Source organism: Akkermansia sp. BCRC 18949, assembly GCF_045011645.1.
Taxonomy (GTDB): domain Bacteria; phylum Verrucomicrobiota; class Verrucomicrobiia; order Verrucomicrobiales; family Akkermansiaceae; genus Akkermansia; species Akkermansia massiliensis.
Genome location: NZ_CP123619.1, coordinates 2,790,648 through 2,811,328, shown reverse-complemented (window position 1 = coordinate 2,811,328; position 20,681 = coordinate 2,790,648). Strand labels below are relative to the sequence as shown.

Below are 20,681 nucleotides of genomic sequence, written 5' to 3'. Positions count from 1 at the left end.
TTCAGTTGCGCGCCAGGTCGTATCCGTCCTTGCGGTCCTTGATGGTCCAGCCCAGCGCCGTTACTTCCGCCCGCAGGCGGTCGGCTTCCGCCCAGTCCCGGTTCTGCCTGGCCTGCCAGCGCTGTTCCGCCAGGGTGCGCACGTTCTCCGGCGCTTCCGCCTGTTCCTCTTCCGGCAGAAGAATGCCGAAAGCGGCCAGAATGAAGTGGAAGGCGTTCCGCATGCGGCGCGCTTCCTCCGGAGTCAGGGAGGGAACATCCGCCTTCCTGATGGCGCTGAAGACGTGGCCCAGGGCTTCCGGAGTGTTCAGGTCATCATTCAGGCTGTCCCAGGCCGGCTGGAAGATGCCCGGTTCCCGGGGGGCGGCGCAGAATTCCTCATAGGACGGAACGGAGTCCGTTCCGGAGGCGTTCCGGAGCTGCGCGTCGAATTTGGACAGGCGGTTCAGCGCGGCTTTGGCGTCCTCCAGGGAGGAAAGGGTGAAGTTCAGCGGGCGGCGGTAATAGCCCCCTGCCAGCACGTACCGGACGGCTGACGGCTTGTGGCCCAATTTATCCAGGTCCGCCAGGGTGTACATGTTGCCCAGGGATTTGGACATCTTGCCGCCGTCCACCAGCAGGTGCGTGATATGGAACCACAGGCGCGCAAAACCGCCGCCGCAGGCGCAGCGGGACTGGGCAACCTCGTTTTCATGGTGCGGGAACACCAGGTCCACGCCGCCGGAGTGGAGATCGAAGTCATTGCCGAAGTATTTGTGGATCATGGCGGAGCATTCCAGGTGCCAGCCGGGGCGGCCTTCCCCCCAGGGGGAGGGCCAGAAATTGTCCCCGTCTTCAGGGCGGCGGCTTTTCCACAGGACGAAGTCCGCCACGGAGTCCTTTTCATATTCATCCGCGTTGGACCGGGCATTGGCGGTTTTGCCCAGATCCAGTTCCCGTTCATCCAGGTGGGAAAGCTTTCCGTATTCCGGGAAGGAGGAGATCCTGAAGTACACGGAACCGTCTTCAGAGACATAGGCATGGCCTTTTTCCACCAGAGCCTGGACCATCCGTATCTGTTCGGGAATGTGGCCTACGGCGGAGGGTTCCACGTGGGGTGGAAGGCAGTTGAGGGCGGTGCAGTCCCGGTGGAACAGGTCCGCCCAGCCGGCGGTGAATTCCGCCAGGGATACTCCGGCTTTTTGGGAATCCCGGATGGTCTTGTCATCCACGTCCGTCAGGTTGCGGACGTGCATGGTGGGGGTTCCGCCCAGCTCCAGAACGCGGCGGAAAATATCCTGCATCACGAAGGTCCGGAAGTTGCCGATGTGGGCGGGGCCGTACACCGTGGGTCCGCAGCAGTAGAAACGCAGCGTTTTTCCGTCCATGGGGGAAATGTCCTGTGCCGTTCTGGTGCGGGTATCGTAAAGGTGTAACATGGCGGAACGATTAGAAGGGAAGAGGGCCCTCCGGTCAAGCGGGAAAAGAAGGCCGGGGACCTGCGGCTGCGCGCGTCCCCGGCCTTGAAGGAATCAGATGGTGGCGAGAGGCTGGAAAAGGTTATTTGCCCGCGTCCTGCTGGCCCTTCTTATAGTTCGCGTTGATGCGGTCTATTTCTTCCTGGGTGATGGAGGATTCCCGGTAGGGTTTGTTTTCCACCGTGCGTTCCAGGGTGTAGCCGAAGCGCTTCTGGAAGCGCTTCTTATGGGTTTCCATCTTCTTTTCAAAGTCTTCCAGGCTGGGGCGGTCCTTATGGCTGCCCCAAGCGGTTTCAGAGACCGCCATGGCGCGCGGATAGGTCATGTACATCAGCAGTTCCCCGGAGGGAATCCATTCCGCCCACATGCAGAGGTTGATGCCCTTGATGTGCTTGACGTCGTTCTTGTCACGCCCGTTGCGGGGGTCGAAGTTGTAGCAGTCTTTCAGCAGGATGGGGCCGCCGCCGGGCCGGGCGCGCACGTCGTCCGCCGGGAATTTCATCTGGGTGCGGGCCAGGTAGTACTTGTACTGGGGAGTGACGATGAGGTCGATGCCCTGTTCCTTCGTCTTGTCAATGCAGCGGGGGAATTCTCCCGGCAGCCAGGACATGACGGTTTCCCCCTTGTGGTAGTAGCCTTTGTTGATGTCGTACCACAGGATGGGCTTTTTCTTGTTCTTGGCAAGCATGGCTCCAAGGCTCTTCGTGAAGTCGCTCATCTGGGCTTCCACGTCGTCCCCCTGGCCCTTCTTGGCGCGCGCGGCCTGGCAGTCCGGGCACTTCTTCCAGTCGCCCATGGGGCATTCGTCCCCGCCGATGTGGACGTACGAGAAGGGGAATATCTGGTTGACGGTGTCAAAGGTGTCCTTGAGGAATTTCTTGGTGCCCGGTTTCTGCGGGCAGATCAGCTTGGAGGAAACGCCGCCGTGCGTCCATACCTGGGCCCGCTTGGTGTTGCAGCAGAATTCGGGGTAGGATGCGGCCAGGGCCATGTTGTGGCCCGGCATTTCCACTTCCGGCAGCACCTGGATGCCGCGCGCCTTGCAGTAGGCCACCAGGTCCTGGAGTTCCTTCTTGGAGTACATGCCTTCATTGGCCAGCAGGGAGTTGTTCTGGCCTTCCGGAGCGGAAGGGCGGACCGCTCCAATCGTGCGGAGCTTGTCGTAGCCCGGCACGGGGAGGCGCCAGCCCTGGTCTTCCGTCAGGTGGAGGTGCAGGACGTTGTACTTGTAGTAGTGCATGGCGTCCACGAAGTTGTAGAGCTCCTTCATCGGGTAGTGGTAGCGGCCCACGTCCACCATCATGCCGCGCCAGCCAAAGTCCGGGGAGTCCTGGATGCTGCCGCAGGGGAGGCCCTCCGGCGTGTCCGAGAGCTGGTCCTGAAGCTGGAGAAGGGTAGCCATGGCCATGGCTTTCCCGTTGGGCGTGCTGTAGCGGAGCTCCACGCCGCCGGGCGTCAGCTTCATGGTGTAGCCCTCGTTTCCCAGCCCGGCGACCTTCTGTTCGTTCAGGATTTTGAGGTTTTTGGTGGTGCCGGAGGCCGCCGTCACTTTGACGGGTTCCGGAATGATGTTGTAGGGATTGGTTCCGGCCCAGCAGAGGGAGCCCAGGAACGCGGCCGCTAGCATTAATGCTTTCATGTGATGATGTTTGGTGATGGTTGTTGTTTGGGAGGATGTACGGATTCCGTTCCGCCGCCGTCCGGGTTGGACCCGGAAAGCGTTCTTTCAAAAGGAACCGGGGCGTGGAAGTTCTCAGTCTTTGGCGGGTGCGCAGTCCCACTGCGGCTTGACGGCCAGCTTGCCCGTGGCTCCCGGGAAGCCTTCCGGCACCTGGCAGTCCTTGCGGAGCTTGCCGTACAGTTCCTTCAGCTCCTTCACGGTTTCCGCATATTCCGGTTTGTTGATGACGTTGTGCATTTGGGCCGGGTCCTTCTGGTTGTCAAAAAGCATCCATTCGTCGCTGGTCCAGATATAGGACAGCGTGTAGCGGTCCGTGCGCAGGCCGTCATGGCGCGGAGCGTTGTGTTCACCCGGATTTTCGTAAAAAGCGTAGTAAAGAGAACGGTTTTTGAAATCCTGATGTTCTCCGGTCTTGAACAGGGGAGTGAGGCTGCGGCCCTGGAAGGTATTCATATTTTCCTTGGTATTTACCCCGGCTACGTCGCAGAAAGTGGGAGCATAATCCAGTTCCTGCACCATGGCGGAGGAGCGCACGCCCGGCCTGATGTGGCCCGGCCATCTCATGATGAGGGGCATGCGGAAGGATTCTTCAAAAATCCAGCGCTTGTCGTACAGGCCGTGTTCGCCCATGTAGAATCCCTGGTCTCCGCAGTAGAGCACCAGCGTATTCCTGTCCAGGCCGTTCTGTTTCAGATAGTCCATGATCTGGCCGACGCTTTCGTCCACGGAAAGAACGGTGCCCAGATAGTCTTCCATATAATGGCGCCAGCGGCGCAGCAAAATGTCGCGCTGCGTTTTGATTTTCCCGTTTTTAATATCTTTGACAAGCTGTACAGTACGGGCCTTGTGATAGTTGTACCAGGCTTCCTTCTGCTGCGGGTCCATGCGCACCCATTCCGGCATTTCCCAGTCATACTGAGTATGCAGGGTCTTGGATTCCGGGCAGGAAAGCATTTTCTGGATGTCTTCCGGGACCACCTCCTTGATCAGGTGCTCGTCAGACCATACGTTGAAATGGTTGAGCAGGGTTTGTTCCGTCATTTTCAGGAATTCCGGGCGGTCTGCAAAATCGTCTTCCAGATTGGCGGGCGGGTCAATGGCGTCCGCATACTGTTTGGCGCGGCCCAGATTCTGAATGGAGGGGCACCAGCAACGGTGGGGTGCCTTGTGGCCCACGACGAGCATGAAGGGTTTGTCCTTGTCCCTCTGGTCCAGCCATTTGAGGCTTTTTTGCGTGACCAGTTCCGTGGCATAGCCGGGTTCCGTTTTCACCACGCGTTTGCCGTCCTTGCCGGGAGTGATGAAATCCGGATTGAAATAGTTGCCCTGGCCGGGGAAAATTTCCCAGTAATCGAATCCGGTGGGGTCGGATTCATATTTGGACGTATCTCCCTTGGCGCCCGGCGGAATGGCTTCCAGGTGCCACTTGCCGACAATGGCTGTCTGGTAACCGGCCTTTTGGAGCATTTTCGGGAAAGTGGGCTGGGAACCGTCAAAGGGAGCCGCATGTTCGTTGAAGAGGTACCCGTTCATATGGGAGTGGCGGCCAGTGTAAATACAAGCCCGCGAAGGTCCGCACAGGGAGTTGGCGCAGTAGCTCCGGTCAAAGACCATGCCTTCGTCCGCCAGTTTGCGGAAGTTTGGATAAGGCATGGGAGAATCCTTTTCACAGGTGCCCAGGGTCTGGTAGGAATGGTCGTCGGTGACAATGACCACGATGTTGGGGCGCTGGTCCGGCGTCTGCTTTTGAGGCTGGTCCGCGGAAGCGGACAGGGGACAGGCCGCAAGCATCAGGGCGATGGCGGCATGACGGTTCATTGTTAAAATCATGAATTAAACAGGCAATGGTTGGAGAGGGGGAAGCGGCGGAATTTGTCCGCAAGGGCATTCCTGCCGGTACGGAAAAGACCACATCCCCGAAAGAAAAAATGCTGGAAGAGAGTTTTAGGAAAAATAAAACATCAGTTTCATATTTCAATACAAAAATGGGGATGGAGCGGAAGCCCATGAATAAACCGTTCCGCAGCCGGACGGCAGGGGAAAAGCCGTTCAGGTGCCACGTGGGCCGGAGCGCTTGTTCCGACCGTTGTTTTCATGGGATTCTTTCTGTTCCAGGAGCCATGTTCTGTCTTCAAGGCTGAGCCTTTTCAGGGATGTTCTGCTCTGGTGTCCGTCCAGCTCCTGAAGCCAGAGGGTCTGGGTCTTTTCCGAATAACGGGAAAGCTTGGCGAAGACGGTATTTCCGTTGACTCCTGTCCAGACCCGGTAGCCTTTGGGAATCAGCGTTTTTTTAAACTCTTCATATTGTTGCTTCGCCAGTTTGACGCTGTTCTTGATCTGGTCAAAGTAAAGGGCGTTTTGTCCGGTGTAGTAACCGCGCAGCGTATCCACTTTGGAGCCGTCCGGAGACATGACCAGAAGCACGGGCGTTCCTCTCACGCCAAACAGGGAGGGAGCCTTTTTCACATACTCCAGCATCTTCTGGCGCTTCCTGTAAACAGGTTCGCTTTCAAATTTTTCCGCCTGGTCGTAACAGACGCGGACGACATTCTTTTTTGCCCAGTCTTCAAATTCCTTCGTATGGAGAAGTTCGGTTCCAAGTTTTTTGCTGGGAGGGCTGCCCACGGAATGGTGGAACCAGATGAGAATGGGTTTTCCGGAACTCTGGGCTTCCCGGAGGGCGGTGGGATAGCTTTGAATCCAGCGTTCGTTTTCCTTACGCTGGGCGAAAGCCTCTTCCAGCCCGGGGATGGGGGCGTCCGGGTCATGAGCGTCCGTGTAATAGATGGCCCCACTGTCTGCCTTGGTCATTTCCTCCTGTGTGGTGGCGGTAAGATGGGTGGCCTGTTGCTGATTCGGAGTAGTGCTCAACAGCCCCGTCGGAACATTGGCGATGGAATTGGCCTTATTGTCCTGCATGTATTCCGAAAGGCTTTTTTTTACCTTCGGTTCTTCCTGTTCCGGAGAGGTCCCTACGCAGGAGCAGAGGGCGGCGGAAGCAAGAAAGAGCATGGACAGCCTTGGCAGACTCATGACTGACCTGATAGCATAACAGGAAAAAATGCGCAACCGGGAATTGTTCAACGACTGCGGCGGTTTCAGTGTTTCTTGGCGTCCTGTTCCTTCTGCTTCCGGTTCCGTATGGCGATAATTTGCTGACGGCGTGTTACCACGCGCGTGACGTCTCCGGTTGTTTTGCCGTCAAAAAGAAAGATCTGCTCGTAAATACCCATCCTGACCTCATCCTCCCCGCTGGCAGGGGCATGAATGCTCGCCAAAACACAGGCCGAGAGAACCCCGGGAAAACAGTCTCTCCATGTTCAAACGGAGAACTGATATAAAACCGGGAGGAAGAGGGAAAGCACCCGTTTAGCGGCCCTGTGGAAAGAAAATGGGTTAATCCCCCGTTTTCAGCACCTTGATGAACGCTTCCTGCGGAATGTTGATTTTTCCGATGGCCTTCATGCGCTTTTTGCCTTCCTTCTGCTTTTCCAGAAGTTTGCGCTTGCGGGTGACGTCCCCGCCGTAGCATTTGGCCGTCACGTCCTTGCGCATGGGGGAGATGCTTTCCCGGGCAATGATTTTTCCGCCAATGCAGGCCTGAATGGCGACGGTGAAGAGCTGGCGGGGAATGACGTTTTTCAGGCGTTCCGCCAGTTCCCTGCCGCGGGAGGCTGCCTTGTCCTGGTGAACAATCATGGAGAAGGCATCCACCGGTTCCCCGGCGATGAGCATGTCCATTTTAATGAGCTTGGCGGCCTGATAGCCGGCGTATTCATAATCCATGGAGCCGTAGCCTCGCGTCATGGATTTGAGCTTGTCGTTGAAATCCACCAGAATTTCCGCCAGAGGAACGGTGCAGGTGAGCATTACGCGCATATCGTCAATGGTCTCCGTATTGTCCACGCTGCCGCGTTTTTCCAGGACAAGCTGCATGATATCCCCGATGTATTCCCCAGGAAGCATAATGAACACCTTGACGATAGGTTCCCGGATTTCCTGAATTTCCTGCGGTTCCGGGAGCAGGCTGGGATTGTCCACATTGATTTCCTCTCCATTGGTCTTGGTGACCTCATAAATCACGGAGGGGTAGGTGGAGATGATATCCATGTTGAATTCCCGGCGCAGACGCTCCTGGATGATTTCCATATGGAGCAGGCCAAGGAAGCCGCAACGGAACCCGAAGCCCAGAGCTACGGAAGATTCCGCCTGGAAGGAGAAAGCGGCGTCATTAATCTGAAGCTTCGCCATGGCCGCTTTCAGGGCTTCAAAATCGGAGGAATCCACCGGATAAATGCCGGAAAAGACCATGGGGCGGATTTCCTTGAAACCGGGCAGGGGGGATGGGCAGGGGCGCATGTAATCCGTATACGTGTCCCCGATCTTGACATCCGCCGCGGATTTCATGTTGGCGATGATGTAGCCTACGTCGCCGGCTTCCAGGGAATCCGTTCGGGTCATTTTGGGGGTGAAGATACCCACTTCCTTCACTTCATACACTTCGTCCGTTGCGAAAAGTTTGACTTTCATGCCGCGGTGCACGCTGCCGGAAATGACGCGCACATAGGAGACTACGCCGCGGTAGGCGTCGTAAACGGAATCGAACACCAGGGCGCGCAGAAGGCCGTCCTGCTCCGTTTTAGGCGGAGGGATGCGCTGAACAACGGCTTCCAGAATATCGTCAATGCCGATGCCCATCTTGGCGGAGGCATGGATGGCTTCCTCATGGGGGATGCAGACGATGTCCTCCAGCTGGCGGTACACTTTGGGCAGGTTGGCGCTGGGAAGGTCAATCTTATTGATGACGGGGATAATGGCCAGGTTCAGATCCATGGCCAGGTGCATGTTGGCAAGTGTCTGGGCTTCCACTCCCTGGGCTGCGTCCACAATAAGAAGGGCTCCCTCGCATGCCGCCAGGGAACGGGACACTTCATAGGAGAAATCCACATGGCCCGGCGTATCCAGCAGATTGAGCTTGTAAGTCTTTCCGTCCCCGGCCTTGTAGAAAATGGTAACGGGGTGGGACTTGATGGTGATGCCCTTTTCCCGCTCCAGGTCCATGGCGTCCAGAAGCTGATCCTGCTTCTCCCGTTCGGAAATGGTATTCGTCTTTTCCAGCAGCCGGTCGGAAAGGGTGGTCTTTCCGTGGTCGATGTGAGCGATAATGGAGAAATTGCGAGTCAGTTCAATGGACATGGTGGTCTCTACCCTTCTAACGTGAGTGCCCTGTGCGCGGGGAGGGTAACATAGCCCATGCGGCGGTCAAGACTTGAACATGACTGCCTCCCGTTCCCTGCCGCGTCGGCTTCATTCGCTCCGGGAAAACCGTCATTCATGACAGGGGCTGCGCCGGGAGATTGAACGTGAGGGAAGAAGGAAGGCTCTCAACTGGTACAGGCACGCGAACCTTTTCCCGTGCGGCCATTTCTTACCCAGCCAGCATATGAAATCTTTTTTAGCAGCCATTTTAAGCCTATTTATTCCCGGCCTCGGCCAGTTGTACAAGGGCCACTTTGTCCAGGCCATTCTCTGGTTCCTGGTGGTAGGTGCGGCTTACGGCCTCCTGTATTGGTTCATCTTTGCACTCGTTCCTATTGTCCTGCATATCATTTGTATTTTGCAGGCCTATTTCATGGACAATGAATGATGCCTGCCGTTTCGGCTTCACGGCCAGGATGGCCGAAAGAGCAGAGCATCCTGCGGACCGGCAGCGGCATTCATTCCCTGAGGTTGCGGAAGGAATGCGCCGTTCATAGCGGCGTCATTCTTCTTGATACCGGTATTTGCAATGTTAACGGGTTTGTTGGTGCCAGTGGAATCCGCGGATTCTTTTTTAACGGACTTCGATTTGTTTACAGGGGAAACGTCAGCACAACTGTTTTGAATTTGTTAATGACCCCGTCTGTCTTGAAAAATCGGATCGGATGGGAGACGTTGATTCTTCAACAAATAGGATTTTGAATCCGGTATCAATAAAAAAAATTGGTGGTAAGAAAATTATAGAAATCAGTATTTTGTTCTTACCGATATTCTATCTATAATTTTTGATATATTATTTATTGTAATTTTTTAACAATAAATATTTTATCGATAAATTCGGATTCAAAATCCGCTATCTCCGTTTTATAGTTACTAACATTAGTAAACGATGAAAAAAATACTGGGAACCACAATTGTATTGCTGGGGGCTGCCGCTCTTTCCGCAACGGCCGCAACCGTCCAGATTGATCTGTCAGGGTATGATTCAGGAAGCGATGTTAATTCTTCCTTCCAAGCCTACCGTGGCGATCCTTCCGCCATGGCGAATCACTTGAATGAGTGGTTGGCGAATTCTTCCGGATGGTGCGGATCTAAAGCCAATACATCTTCTGAAACCTCAAGTTATTTTAAAAGCGCTGTTGGGAACGAAGACGGTTCTGTAACGGTGACCTATACCAATAGGCAGGGATATGGCGGTTCCGGCGTAGGCCTCAAAGTTTCCCTGGATGCTGCGGGGTATTCTGCTGATGCTTTTTCTTCTCTGACATTCACAGTGGATTTGGCTACCTCCACCGGCGGCACTTATCGGGTTTATCTGGCCTACCAGACGGAAAATGGCTGGCAGGCGGTAGAGTCGCAGGCGACGTCCGGCACGATTACTGTGACGGCAGATCTTTCCGGAAACAAACTGACTTCTGAAAACGTTTATGTATTCGTTGAGTCAAATCAGGGAAGGGGTAATGATTCTATATTCACGGCTTCCATGACGGGAGAATTGGCTTCAGTGCCGGAACCTGCCACGGCTTCTCTGGGACTGCTGGGACTGGCCGCCCTGATGGTGCGCCGTCGCCGGTCTTAAGGCATCCTGCCGGCAGACAAATTAATCATAGGATGGTCTCCGCATGGAGGCCGTCTTTTTTATTTTTACTGGAGGGGGATAACAGAATGCAATGTACCGGGAATCGAGTATTCCCGGCTATGGAAAGAAAAACTGCCCGGAAAATTGTTTTTCGCCATGCTTCAGATTTATTCTTCCAAATAGAGAGGCCGGGATGTTTTTGTTCTTCATTCGGATGTTATCTTTGTTTTTGGAATTTTTTTACAGAGCAGGTTTCCTCTGGAAATGAATGAGAAATTGTTTCCTAATTGATCATCTGCCGGATACAATGGTTTCCGCAACAGAAATGTTGATATCTTGGCCGTTTGTTCTTGTAAAACGTCATTTGAATTAATCGTCCTTTTTGGAAACAGGTCAAAGGAATAATCTTCCGATAAACAAAAACTCAGAGCCGTTCCGGAGTTGTTCCGGAGCGGCTCTGGAGGGCCAGGAGGAAGGCTTTTCGGGGGTAGGTGGGGTGCCTTCTCCTTGGGTTTTCTTTCTTTTAGAAGTCGTAGCGGTAGCCGACGCTTCCGTTGACCGAGCTGGACCCGTCACGGATGTCCGCGTTCCCGTTCACGTAGATGGTTCCCTTCGTTCCTACAGGCACGCTCAGTCCGGCTCCCAGCTGCAGCGCCGTCGTTCCCGTTTTCGCCCCTCTCACGCTTTGCGCGAAGCCGGGGTTGCCCAGCAGGGAGACGTTCGTTTCCCCTCTCCGGTCTCCCAGGTCCTGCGCCGCGTTGACCCGGATTTCCGCCAGCGATTCCCGGCCGAAGATGTTGCTGCCTATCAGACCCATCCAACGGCCGCCCAGCGCCAGCGTCCCCGTCGTCCAGTCCTGCCGGCCGACGTTCAGGCCCGCGTTGCCCGCTCCCGTTTCCTCATAGCCGTCCATCCGCGTCGTCACCACCGAGGCGTTGAACAGCGGCTGCAGCACGCTGCTGCGGTTTTCGTCGAGGTACACGTCGCAGGTGAGTTCGTACATCGCTCCAAAGCCCCACCCGCTGGTGCTTCCCTGCGTCCCGTAGCTTCCTTCCCCGTAGTTGACCGTACGGTTGAGTTTCGCGTCGTTCCATCCTCCCGTCAGGATGAGCGTGTGCGCCCAGCGTTTGTTCTGATAGCGCCCGAAGAGGCTGGCGTAGTAGCTGTCCAGGTGCCCGTCGGCGCTGTCCGCCGCGCTGGCCGTCAGGTCGCCGTAGCCGGCCGTGAAGGCCGCTCCCACCGTGAGGCGGTCGCTGAGGTCCGCGTCCATGCCCACGGTGCCTCCCCAGGTGGTGAGCTGGTAGCCGCTTTCATCGCCACGGGTGTCGAGTTTGGCGTAGGAGCCCGTGCCTTCCATCCACATGTGGAAGCGGGGGAGGTCGTCGTTGACGTAGGCCGGGTTGACGCCCATGAGGGTGGTCCGGTTCCTGATCCAGCCCATCTGGTCGCGCAGGGCGTCCCTCTGTGCCGTCCCCAGCGCGTTGACCGTGCTCCCAGCCACTGCTGCCAAAGCCCTGGATGCCCCCGCCAAGTCGGGATTATCTCCCGTAATCATGGTGCTGACGCCGTTCATGAATTGGGCCAGCTGGGAGTCGGGGTCCAGGTTTTTGCGGGCTTCCCAGAGCAGGCCGGCTCCGGCGGCGGAGTTCCACGTGTCGGCCGCGGAGGCGAAGAGGTTTTCCTGCCGGAGTGTGGCATTGAGCAGGATGTCGTTTCCGTCGCGGCTCAGTGTGGCGTCCTGGTAGTAGACGGCGAAGAGGCCGGATATCCGGGCGGCGAGGCTCTGCCCGTCTTCCAGGCCGCTGATGCTGCCGGTAGCGCTCATCAGGACGACGTCATGGAGGTCGCTCCCCGCGTTCATGGCGGCGTTTCCTTCCATGTTGGAGAGGAGGAAGCCGGCTCCGTCCTGCACGGTGATGGTGCCCGCCGTCAGCATGGGGGCGCCAAAGGGGGCGTCCTGGTTGAAGTTGTAGATCAGTTCCGTCGTGGAGCCGTTCTGGAAGGTGATGTTTTCCACGTTGAGCGTGGTGTTGGCGCTGCCCTGGGCGTCCCCGGTGGCTTCAATACGCAGGGTGCCGTTGTTTCCGGCGGTGATGCTGTTGTAGTTCAGCGTGGGGGCGTCCGCGGCGCCTTTCAGGACCAGGACGCCTCCGTCACGGACGGCGAGGTCGTAGTCCTTATTGCCGGTTTGCAGGTATTGGGTGGCTTGCCCGGAGATGTCCAGGGTGCCGCTGCCTGCCAGCGTGCCGGAGAAGGTTCCGGAGGAGGTTGTTGCCGAGGAGATGGAGAGGCGGCCTCCGTTCATGGACAGGGTGCCGCTGCCGGAGAGGCTGCTGATGGTGCCGGATTCCGTTCCGGTGAGGGTCAGCGTGCCGTCGGCGGTGACTGAGGTTCCGTCCAGCCGGGCTTCTCCGCCCAGGGCCAGTTCCGCTCCTTCCTGGATGCGGAGGGTGCCGGTTCCGGTGATGGAGCCGTCGTTTATTTCGCCTGTTCCAGTCAGGTTGAGAGTTCCCTGGATGGTCAGGGAGCCTCCGGCTTCCGTGCCGGTGATGGTTCCGACTTCGGCGTTGCCGTTGATGGTCAGGCCGCCTCCTTCCAGAGTGAGGGTGTCCAGGGTGTTTGACGCGCCGTTGAGGACGATGTTTCCTTCACGCAGGGCGAGGGTTTCCACGTCCATCGTTCCTCCGACCGTCAGCGTCCCGGTTCCTTCCTTGATGAAGGCGACGTTGTTGCCTCCCGTGATGCTGCCGCCCATGACGGTGTCCTGGCCGGCCGGGTCGATATCGTCTTCTCCCGTCGTCATTTGTTTGTTGTTGAGGATGACGACGGCCGTGCCGTCTCCGGTGTTGTTGACGACTAGGCTGCTGCCCGTGGCTCCCATCAGGTTGTTGATTTTAGCTCCCTGTCCGTCGGATTCGCCCGGGGCTCCGGCCAGGTTGACCGTCAGGGTCTGGCCGCCGCCGATGACGACGCCGGCGTAGCCGGAGAGCGTTTGATAGGAGTTGACTTCATGGGCGTTTCCTCCTTCCTCCTGCACGCGGTAGAGGCCGGTGGCCGCTCCGCTGAGCACCAGGCTTCCTCCGTCCGTTCCGGTGACCCGGATGCCGTAGTTGGACAGAAGGTCGGTCGTGAAGGCGATGTCGCCCAGGTCGCCGACGGTCAGCGTTCCGCTGGTCAGGGTCAGGTAGCTGGAGGAGTCGTCGGTTTTGTGGTCCAGCAGAAGGTTGACGACGGCGTCGTTGCTCAGGTCCAGCGTCAGCCCTTCCCCCTTTATGGACAGGTTCGGGTCGCTTCCCGTTCCGCTGCCGTTGCTGATGACGGCGCCAGACGCCTGCGTGTCCTGGCCGATGTTTTCCGTTCCCAGGGCGATGGTCAGTCCGTCCAGGCCTCCTTCTCCTACGGTTACGGTTCCGCTGACTCCGGTGAGACGGGAGCCGGAGGCGATGTTCCACGTTCCTTTCATATGGCTGCCGCCGGCGCCGGAGAGGTTCAGGCTGCCTTCCGAGATGGTGATTCCTTCCGTGGTTCCGTCAAGGATGGTTTCCGCTCCTGCCGCGTCCGCCCCGAGTGTCAGGGTTCCCGCTCCCGTTTTGGTCAGGGCCGGGCTGTCGGTCAGCGCGTAGATGGTGGCCGAGGCTCCTTCCTGCGCGATATTGATTTCATCAAACCGGGTGAAGGTGACGTTTTGGAAGTCCCCGGTTCCAAAGGTTCCCTTGAGTTCCAGCGTCCTGTTTCCTTCGACCGCCGCTCCGGCGCTTCCGCCGATGGTGATGCCGCTTTGTTCCCCTTCCGCCCCAAAGACGCTTCCTCCCGTCAGCGAGACGAGGACGTCGCCTCCTGCCGTGCCACAGTTGCCCGCCCCGTAGATGTCTCCCAGGTAGGCGCCTGTTCCGAGTTCTACCGTGATATTGCCTGCAGTGGTCATGGTGCTGCCTGTGTTTCCTGGCACTTTGGAGTAGGAGCCACCGTAGATGTTGCCGGTGAAGGTGGAGCCTCCGCTAATGGAGATGGAGGAATTTCCTCCAATCGTGTATTGGGCCTGGCCTGAATTTTCAAAGGAACCCCCAATGATGTCCCCCGTGAAGGTGATTCCTTCCCTGCCGATGATGGAAACGGAGGTGTCTCCGTTGATGTTGTTGACCGTTCCGGCGTTGTTTACATTGCCATAACTGCCGCCAATGATTGTTTTGACGAAGCTGTTGTGTTCCTCTGTTCCGGAAAGCGTGATTCCGTTCAGGTTGATTGTAGCCGACGTGCTGCCTTGAATCGTTGTTCCGGAAGTGGTATTGCTTGACCAGGAGCTTCCTCCGATGATGTATGAGTTGGAGAGTCCCCCATCCAGGTTCTGGGCCGTGTTGGAATATTGGACATTGGTTACCAGCACGCTCGTGTTGCCCGTGATGGTGGTGACGGCGTTGTGGGCGGAGGTGCTCCCGCCGATGATGGCTCCCGCCACGATGGCGTTATCCTTGACGGTAACGTTGGTGTTTCCCGTTAATGTTGTAGACGCTCCCTTGTTGTTCCCGCCGATGACGTGTTCCGCCGTGGCGTTTCCGGAAAGCTGCACATGGGTGTCTCCCGTCAGCGTGCTGGTCTGGAGTTTGGTGCTCCATTCATTGGTGACACCTCCGGCGATGATGCCGAATGCTCCTCCGTTGATGTCCATCCAGATGTCCCCCTGGTAGTTGAGGTTGCCGGACGGCAGCGTCGCCCCGCTGTTGTATACCCCGGACAGGTTGATTTTGGTTCCGCCGGTGTTGGTGATTTGATAGACTTTGTCCCCGCTCGTCGTCAGCGTACCGTTCAGATAGCCCAGGCTGACGTTGGCCGCACTTCCCTCCCCAAGAGCCAGCGTAAAGGCATTCTTGACCGTTTTTTCCAATGTCCCTCCCGCTCCCGCAGATACCCACGTCACACGGGATATCGCCTCGTCTTCTATCGTCAGCACGCTGCCTTCTATTCTATATTGCCCTGTCTCTAAGCCCAATACGGTAAAATTCGTACCAAGGTTGTTCCCTAAATCAAACGTGTATCCCTGCTCTCCCTCTACCAGGCTGTCAAGCGCGCCGCCGATGTCAATGGTGCCTGAAGTGAAAGTTACATTTTCCTTGGTAAAGGAGGAACCGGATTCCGTATAGGTTAGCTTGGCTCCGTCAATTGCTGCGTTTTTCAATATGCCGGTGCCGTTCATGTTCAGAACGGAATTTGCCCCCAGAGTGGCGGAGGTGAAATCCAGCGTTCCTCCCGCCATGATGATTATTCCGGAATAGGCCAGGGAAGAATTGTTGATTTTCAAGGTGCCACCTTGGGCCGTAATATTCGCGTTGATGACGGTTCCCGTCAGGTTTTGCGTGCCTGTTCCGGCCATAATCAGATTTATTCCTCCCGTGGGAGTAGTGTTGCCGTTTACTCCGGAATGCTGCGTGGTTGCCCCGATACTTCCCCCATACGTGTAATTTCCGTTGCCCGTCAGGGTAAGATTCGCTCTGGAGGAATTAGCCGACTGGACGCGTCCTTTATGTGTTCCGCCGAAGCCGTCAGCATCATTTAAACCGGCCAGAGAGGCGGCATTGGAAATTTGCAACGTCAGGGCGCTGGAACTTTGATTGATTGAGCCTGACAAATCTACCGTTGCGTTGGCGAGAGCCGTTCCCGTAATCTGGAGAATGGCCCCGCCGGGCTGCGTCCCCTTCTGGGAAAGGATAATGTTCCCGGAAAAACTGCTTTCCTGGGAACCAAGCACAAACTTGGAGGCATAGCCGGCATTGCCGTTAGCCGCTACCAGCGTCAAATTTCCTTCTCCGGCAAATGCCCCGTTCAAATTGATGGTACAGGCGCCGTTCGTATTCTGATTAATGGTAAACGAGGAGCCTGCTCCGATATAAAGTCCTGTGGAATAATTGTTGTTTCCTGAATTTACATCAAGGTTGACGGATTGGCTCCCAGTAACTGAATACTCATTGGCGGGCTCATTGTTATTAAAGGTGGAGTTCGCTCCCCATGCGGGGGATTCAGATGTTGGGACGGCCAGGGAAACACTGGTGTAACAAGCCAGAACAGCCGCCAGCAGGGTAATAGGCAGATGGAGACGCATTATAAAAATATTAGATGTTAATTTTTTATGTATATAACGGATTGAAAATTCGATGTCAAGTTGAAAATACCAGTTCCCGGATTCTCATACTTTTACTGTAAGTGCATTATGATTTTTTAAATTTCTAAAATGGGATTTTCACCTTTTCATTTACCTCCCCCCTTGAAGCAAGGGAGGTATACTATAAGACTTTCATTTTGAATATAAAATATCAAATTTTATATTGCATGGGCCAATATTGGAATCATCGCCGAATTTTCAATCCGCTTTTCCTCTTTTCGTGAAATAACGCGGAGAAGACATAAAAAAGACCGCCCCCCGGAAACGGGGAGCGGCCCTTGAAGTGTGGGTGGAGAGAACAGGTTAGCGTTCGTTGTCGAAGTTGATGGTATCGTTCAACATGTCTTCGGCAAGTTCCGCCGCTTCCTCTTCTTCGCTGGCCGACGCGATTTCTTCTGCGCCCTCTGCGGGTTCCACTTCAATCTTGCTGTAACGGGAGAATCCGGTGCCGGCGGGAATGAGGTGGCCCATGATGACGTTTTCCTTGAAGCCTTCCAGCGTATCGGTCTTGCCGAGGGTGGATGCTTCCGTCAGAACGCGCGTGGTATCCTGGAAGGATGCCGCGGAAATGAAGGATTCCGTTTCCAGGGAGGCCTTCGTGATGCCGAGCAGAACGGGCTTGGCTGCGGCCGGTTGGCCTCCCTGGGCTACGGTTTGTTCATTGATGCGGTCGAACGTAGTCTTGTCCACCTGGTCTCCCCACAGGAATTCGGTATTGCCGGGTTCCGTGATGACTACCTTGCGAAGCATCTGGCGCACGATGATTTCCACATGCTTGTCGTTGATTTCCACACCCTGGAGGCGGTACACTTCCTGAACTTCGTTGACGAGGTGTTCCTGAAGGCGTTCCTTGCCGCAGACATCCAGAATTTCTTCCGGAGAGACGGGGCCTTCCGTAAGCTGGTCGCCCAGATGCACATGGTCGTCTTCATGAACGATAACGTGCTTGTTCATCGGAACCAGATGGTCCACCAGTTCGCCCGTGGGTGTTTCAATGGTAATGACCTTCTTGCCGCGGGAGGTATTCTTGCTACTGAGGCGCACAATGCCTTCCACGCGTGCAATGGTGCAGGCGTCCTTGGGCTTGCGGGCTTCGAACAATTCCGCCACGCGGGGCAGACCGCCGGTGATGTCCTTCGTCTTGGCTACCTTGCGGGGCGTCTTGGCCACCATTGTGCCGGCGGAGATGGTTTCTCCGTCCTTCACGGTGAGGTTGGCGCCTGCGGGAATGGCATGATGAGCCAGAACTTCGCGGGTCTTGGCATCGCGGATGACCACCTGCGGGTGAAGTTCCTGCTTGTGTTCCATCACGACAAGGGAGGAGGCACCGGTTTCCCGGTCCGTTTCCTTGGAAACGGTGATGCCGACGATCATATCCTTGAATTCGACGATGCCGCCCTTTTCTGCAATCACGGGCACATTGTACGGATCCCAGGTGGCGAGGGTTTCATCCTTCTTGATAGTGCCGCCGTTGGGCACGTACAGGATGGTGCCGATGACGGGCTGGTAGGATTCCAGTTCGCGGCCCTGTTCGTTTTCGATGCGGACGGAGCAGTTTTTATTCAGGACGACGAAGTTACCGTCTGCGTTTTCCACCGTGCGGAGATCTTCCGTGTAGATAACGCGGCCGTCGTTCTTGGCTTTCACGATGGGCTGCTTGAACGCCGTGGTAGCCGTTCCGCCCACGTGGAACGTACGCATGGTGAGCTGCGTGCCGGGTTCGCCGATGGACTGGGCGGCAATAATGCCGACCGCTTCCCCGATCTTCACTTCCTGTCCGGTGGCCAGGTTCAGGCCGTAGCACTTGGCACAGCAGCCCTTTTTGAGTTCGCAGGTGAGTACGGAGCGGATTTTCAGCCGTTCAATGCCGATTTTTTCCAGTTGTTCCGCCTGCTTTTCGTTAATGAGGTCGTTGATGTCTACGATAACCTCGCCGCTGACGGGGTCAACGATGCGTTCGCAGGAAGTCCGGCCGTAGATACGGGAGGCAAGGGACGCCACTTCTTCGTCGCCGTCATAGATGGCGTGAACGGTGATGCCGTTGCTGGTGCCGCAATCTTCCGCATGGACGATGACATCCTGGGCCACGTCCACGAGTTTGCGGGTCATGTAGCCGGAGTCCGCCGTTTTCAGCGCGGTGTCTGCCAGACCCTTGCGGGCGCCGTGGGTGGAGATGAAGTATTCCAGCACGGAAAGGCCTTCACGGAAGTTGGCCGTGATGGGGCGTTCGATAATTTCGCCGCTGGGTTTCGCCATCAAACCGCGCATGCCGGAGAGCTGCTTGATCTGCGCCTTGTTGCCTCGGGCTCCGGAGTCCACCATCATGAAGAGCGGGCTGGCCATCTTGGAGCCTTCGTTGTGTTCCAGCTTGCGGTACAGAGCCGCCTGGATGACATCCGTAGTCTGGGTCCAGATGTCCACCACCTTCTGGTAGCGTTCCCCATCCGTGATAATACCGTTCTTATACTGGCGGGTCACCTTGTCCAGCTCCGCATAGGCTTTTTCAATTTCCGTCTTTTTCTGGGAGGGAACCACCATGTCCACGATGCCGATGGAGCAGCCGGAACGGGTTGCTTCCTTGAAGCCCAGGTTTTTCAGGGCGTCCAGAGTCTGCACGGTACGTTCCTTGCCGACGGTCTGGTAGCAGCGCCAGATGATGTCGCCCATCTGTTTCTTGCCTACGTTGCGGTTAATATAACCGAGTTCCCGGGGCCAGATTTCATTGAAACGCACGCGTCCGGCAGTAGTGATGATAACCTTCTTGGTGACATCCCCATACACTACTTCGGAAGGCTTTTTGCCGTAGTCCGGGTTGTGCAGGCGGATCCAGTCATGGTAGCCGATTTTGCGGGCGGCAATGGCGTATTCCACCTCGTCAATGGATTCGAAGAGGGGAAGATGGTGATGATTATCCTGATTGTTCTGTACTTCCGCAGCACGGGTGTGCGTCAGGAAGTACGCGCCCAGAATAATGTCCTGCGTGGGTGTGGCAATGGGTTTGCCGGAAGCAGGGGAGAAAATATTATTGGGCGCCAGCATGAGCTGCCGGGCTTCCATCTGCGCTTCCACGGACAGAGGCACGTGCACAGCCATCTGGTCGCCGTCGAAGTCCGCGTTGTACGCATTACAGACGAGCGGGTGCAGACGGATGGCGGAACCTTCAATCAGAACCGGTTCAAAAGCCTGGATGGAGAGGCGGTGCAGGGTGGGCGCGCGGTTGAGCATGACCGGGTGGCCCTTGGTCACTTCTTCCAGAATATCCCACACTTCCGGCGTCTTGCGGTCAATGAGCTTCTTGGCGGAGCGCACCGTGTGCACGTAACCCAGCTCTTTCAGACGGTGGATGATGAAGGGTTCAAACAGAATGAGCGCCATCTTCTTGGGAAGACCGCACTGGTTGAGTTTCAATTCCGGGCCGATGACGATAACGGAGCGGCCGGAGTAGTCCACGCGCTTGCCGAGCAGGTTCTGGCGGAAACGGCCTCCCTTGCCCTTCAGCATGTCGGAGAGGGATTTGAGGGGGCGGTTGCCGGCGCCGGTGACGGCACGGCCGTGGCGGCCGTTGTCAAACAGGGCATCCACGGCTTCCTGAAGCATGCGTTTTTCATTACGGATGATGACTTCCGGAGTTTTGAGGCTCAGGAGGGTTTTCAGGCGGTTGTTGCGGTTGATGACGCGGCGGTACAGGTCATTCAGGTCGGACGTTGCGAAACGGCCGCCTTCCAGAGGAACCAGCGGGCGCAGGTCCGGAGGAATGACGGGCAGAACGTTCAAAATCATCCATTCCGGGCGTGTGTTGGACTGAAGGAACCCCTGGGCCAGTTTCAGACGCTTGGCAATCTTGCGTTTGTTCTGTTTGGAGTTGGTATTGTCCAGCTGTTCCTGAAGATCCGCGACGAGGGTGGGCAGATCAATGGCCGCCAGCATTTTCTGGATGGCTTCCGCGCCCATGCCGGCTTCAAAGCTGTCATAGCCGTATTCGTCTTCCGCATTGCGGAATTCTTCTTCCGTCAGGATGGCCCCCTTTTCCAGAGGGGTACTGCCGGGATCTACCACGATGTAGTCTTCATAGTAAATCACGCGTTCCAAATGGCGGGCTGTCATGTCCAGCATAAGGCCAATGCGGCTGGGCATGCATTTGTAAAACCAGATATGGGAAACCGGAACGGCCAGTTCAATATGGCCCATTCGTTCGCGGCGCACGCGCGCGTTGGTTACTTCCACGCCGCAGCGGTCGCAGGTGATGCCCTTATGCTTGATGCGCTTGTACTTGCCGCAGGCGCATTCCATGTCGCGGGTGGGCCCGAAGATGCGTTCGCAGAACAGGCCGCCTTTTTCCGGCTTGAACGTGCGGTAGTTGATGGTTTCCGGGTTGACGACTTCACCGAAGGACCAGCTGCGGATGGTATCCGGGTCCGCCACGGTGATGGCAACCTGGTCAAAGGTCCGGGGCTTGTCGCTCAGACCGTGCATTTCCCTGATGGTGGGGGTATCAGACATATATTAAAAGTTTTGAAGAATGTTTGATGCCCACTCCCGCGTCTTGCGGCAC

The 20,681-nt window shown here is 56.6% G+C and carries 10 protein-coding genes; 2 read left to right on the top strand and 8 right to left on the bottom strand.

The window, feature by feature from the left end; all coding sequences use genetic code 11:
* Position 1: 1 nt before the first annotated feature.
* The 6 genes from cysS to lepA form a co-directional block, all read right to left on the bottom strand.
* A complete protein-coding gene (gene cysS / locus P8A25_RS11785) occupies positions 2 to 1,417 on the bottom strand; it encodes a cysteine--tRNA ligase (RefSeq protein ID WP_404838708.1) in 1,416 nt (471 codons plus the stop codon).
* Between the two features lie 121 nt (positions 1,418 to 1,538).
* Complete coding sequence (locus P8A25_RS11780) at positions 1,539 to 3,095, bottom strand: beta-N-acetylhexosaminidase (protein WP_102727658.1); 1,557 nt, start codon at positions 3,093 to 3,095, stop codon at positions 1,539 to 1,541.
* 114 nt (positions 3,096 to 3,209) lie between these two features.
* A complete protein-coding gene (locus P8A25_RS11775; protein WP_102749284.1) occupies positions 3,210 to 4,955 on the bottom strand; it encodes a sulfatase in 1,746 nt (581 codons plus the stop codon).
* A 231-nt stretch (positions 4,956 to 5,186) separates the two neighbouring features.
* A complete protein-coding gene (locus tag P8A25_RS11770; protein WP_022197460.1) occupies positions 5,187 to 6,170 on the bottom strand; it encodes a thioredoxin family protein in 984 nt (327 codons plus the stop codon).
* Between the two features lie 65 nt (positions 6,171 to 6,235).
* Positions 6,236 to 6,415 carry a hypothetical protein gene (locus P8A25_RS11765; RefSeq protein WP_102747550.1) on the bottom strand — a complete coding sequence of 60 codons (180 nt, stop codon included), beginning with the start codon at positions 6,413 to 6,415 and terminating at the stop codon, positions 6,236 to 6,238.
* Positions 6,416 to 6,533: 118 nt separating this feature from the next.
* A complete protein-coding gene (gene lepA, locus P8A25_RS11760) occupies positions 6,534 to 8,333 on the bottom strand; it encodes a translation elongation factor 4 (RefSeq protein WP_102744340.1) in 1,800 nt (599 codons plus the stop codon).
* A gap of 247 nt (positions 8,334 to 8,580) precedes the next feature.
* Between lepA and P8A25_RS11755 the strand changes: the two genes are divergently transcribed.
* Positions 8,581 to 8,784 carry a hypothetical protein gene (locus tag P8A25_RS11755; protein WP_022197112.1) on the top strand — a complete coding sequence of 68 codons (204 nt, stop codon included), beginning with the start codon at positions 8,581 to 8,583 and terminating at the stop codon, positions 8,782 to 8,784.
* 501 nt (positions 8,785 to 9,285) lie between these two features.
* On the top strand, positions 9,286 to 9,975 hold the full coding sequence (locus P8A25_RS11750; RefSeq protein WP_123051842.1) for a PEP-CTERM sorting domain-containing protein: 690 nt from the start codon (positions 9,286 to 9,288) through the stop codon (positions 9,973 to 9,975).
* A gap of 523 nt (positions 9,976 to 10,498) precedes the next feature.
* On the opposite strand, the gene P8A25_RS11745 is transcribed toward P8A25_RS11750, so the two are convergent.
* Positions 10,499 to 16,069 (bottom strand): autotransporter domain-containing protein, encoded by a 5,571-nt coding sequence (locus tag P8A25_RS11745; protein WP_404838707.1) that lies wholly within the window; start codon positions 16,067 to 16,069, stop codon positions 10,499 to 10,501.
* A 363-nt stretch (positions 16,070 to 16,432) separates the two neighbouring features.
* Positions 16,433 to 20,629, bottom strand: a complete 4,197-nt coding sequence (rpoC, locus tag P8A25_RS11740) for a DNA-directed RNA polymerase subunit beta' (RefSeq protein ID WP_102739820.1) — start codon at positions 20,627 to 20,629, stop codon at positions 16,433 to 16,435.
* Positions 20,630 to 20,681: the final 52 nt, after the last annotated feature.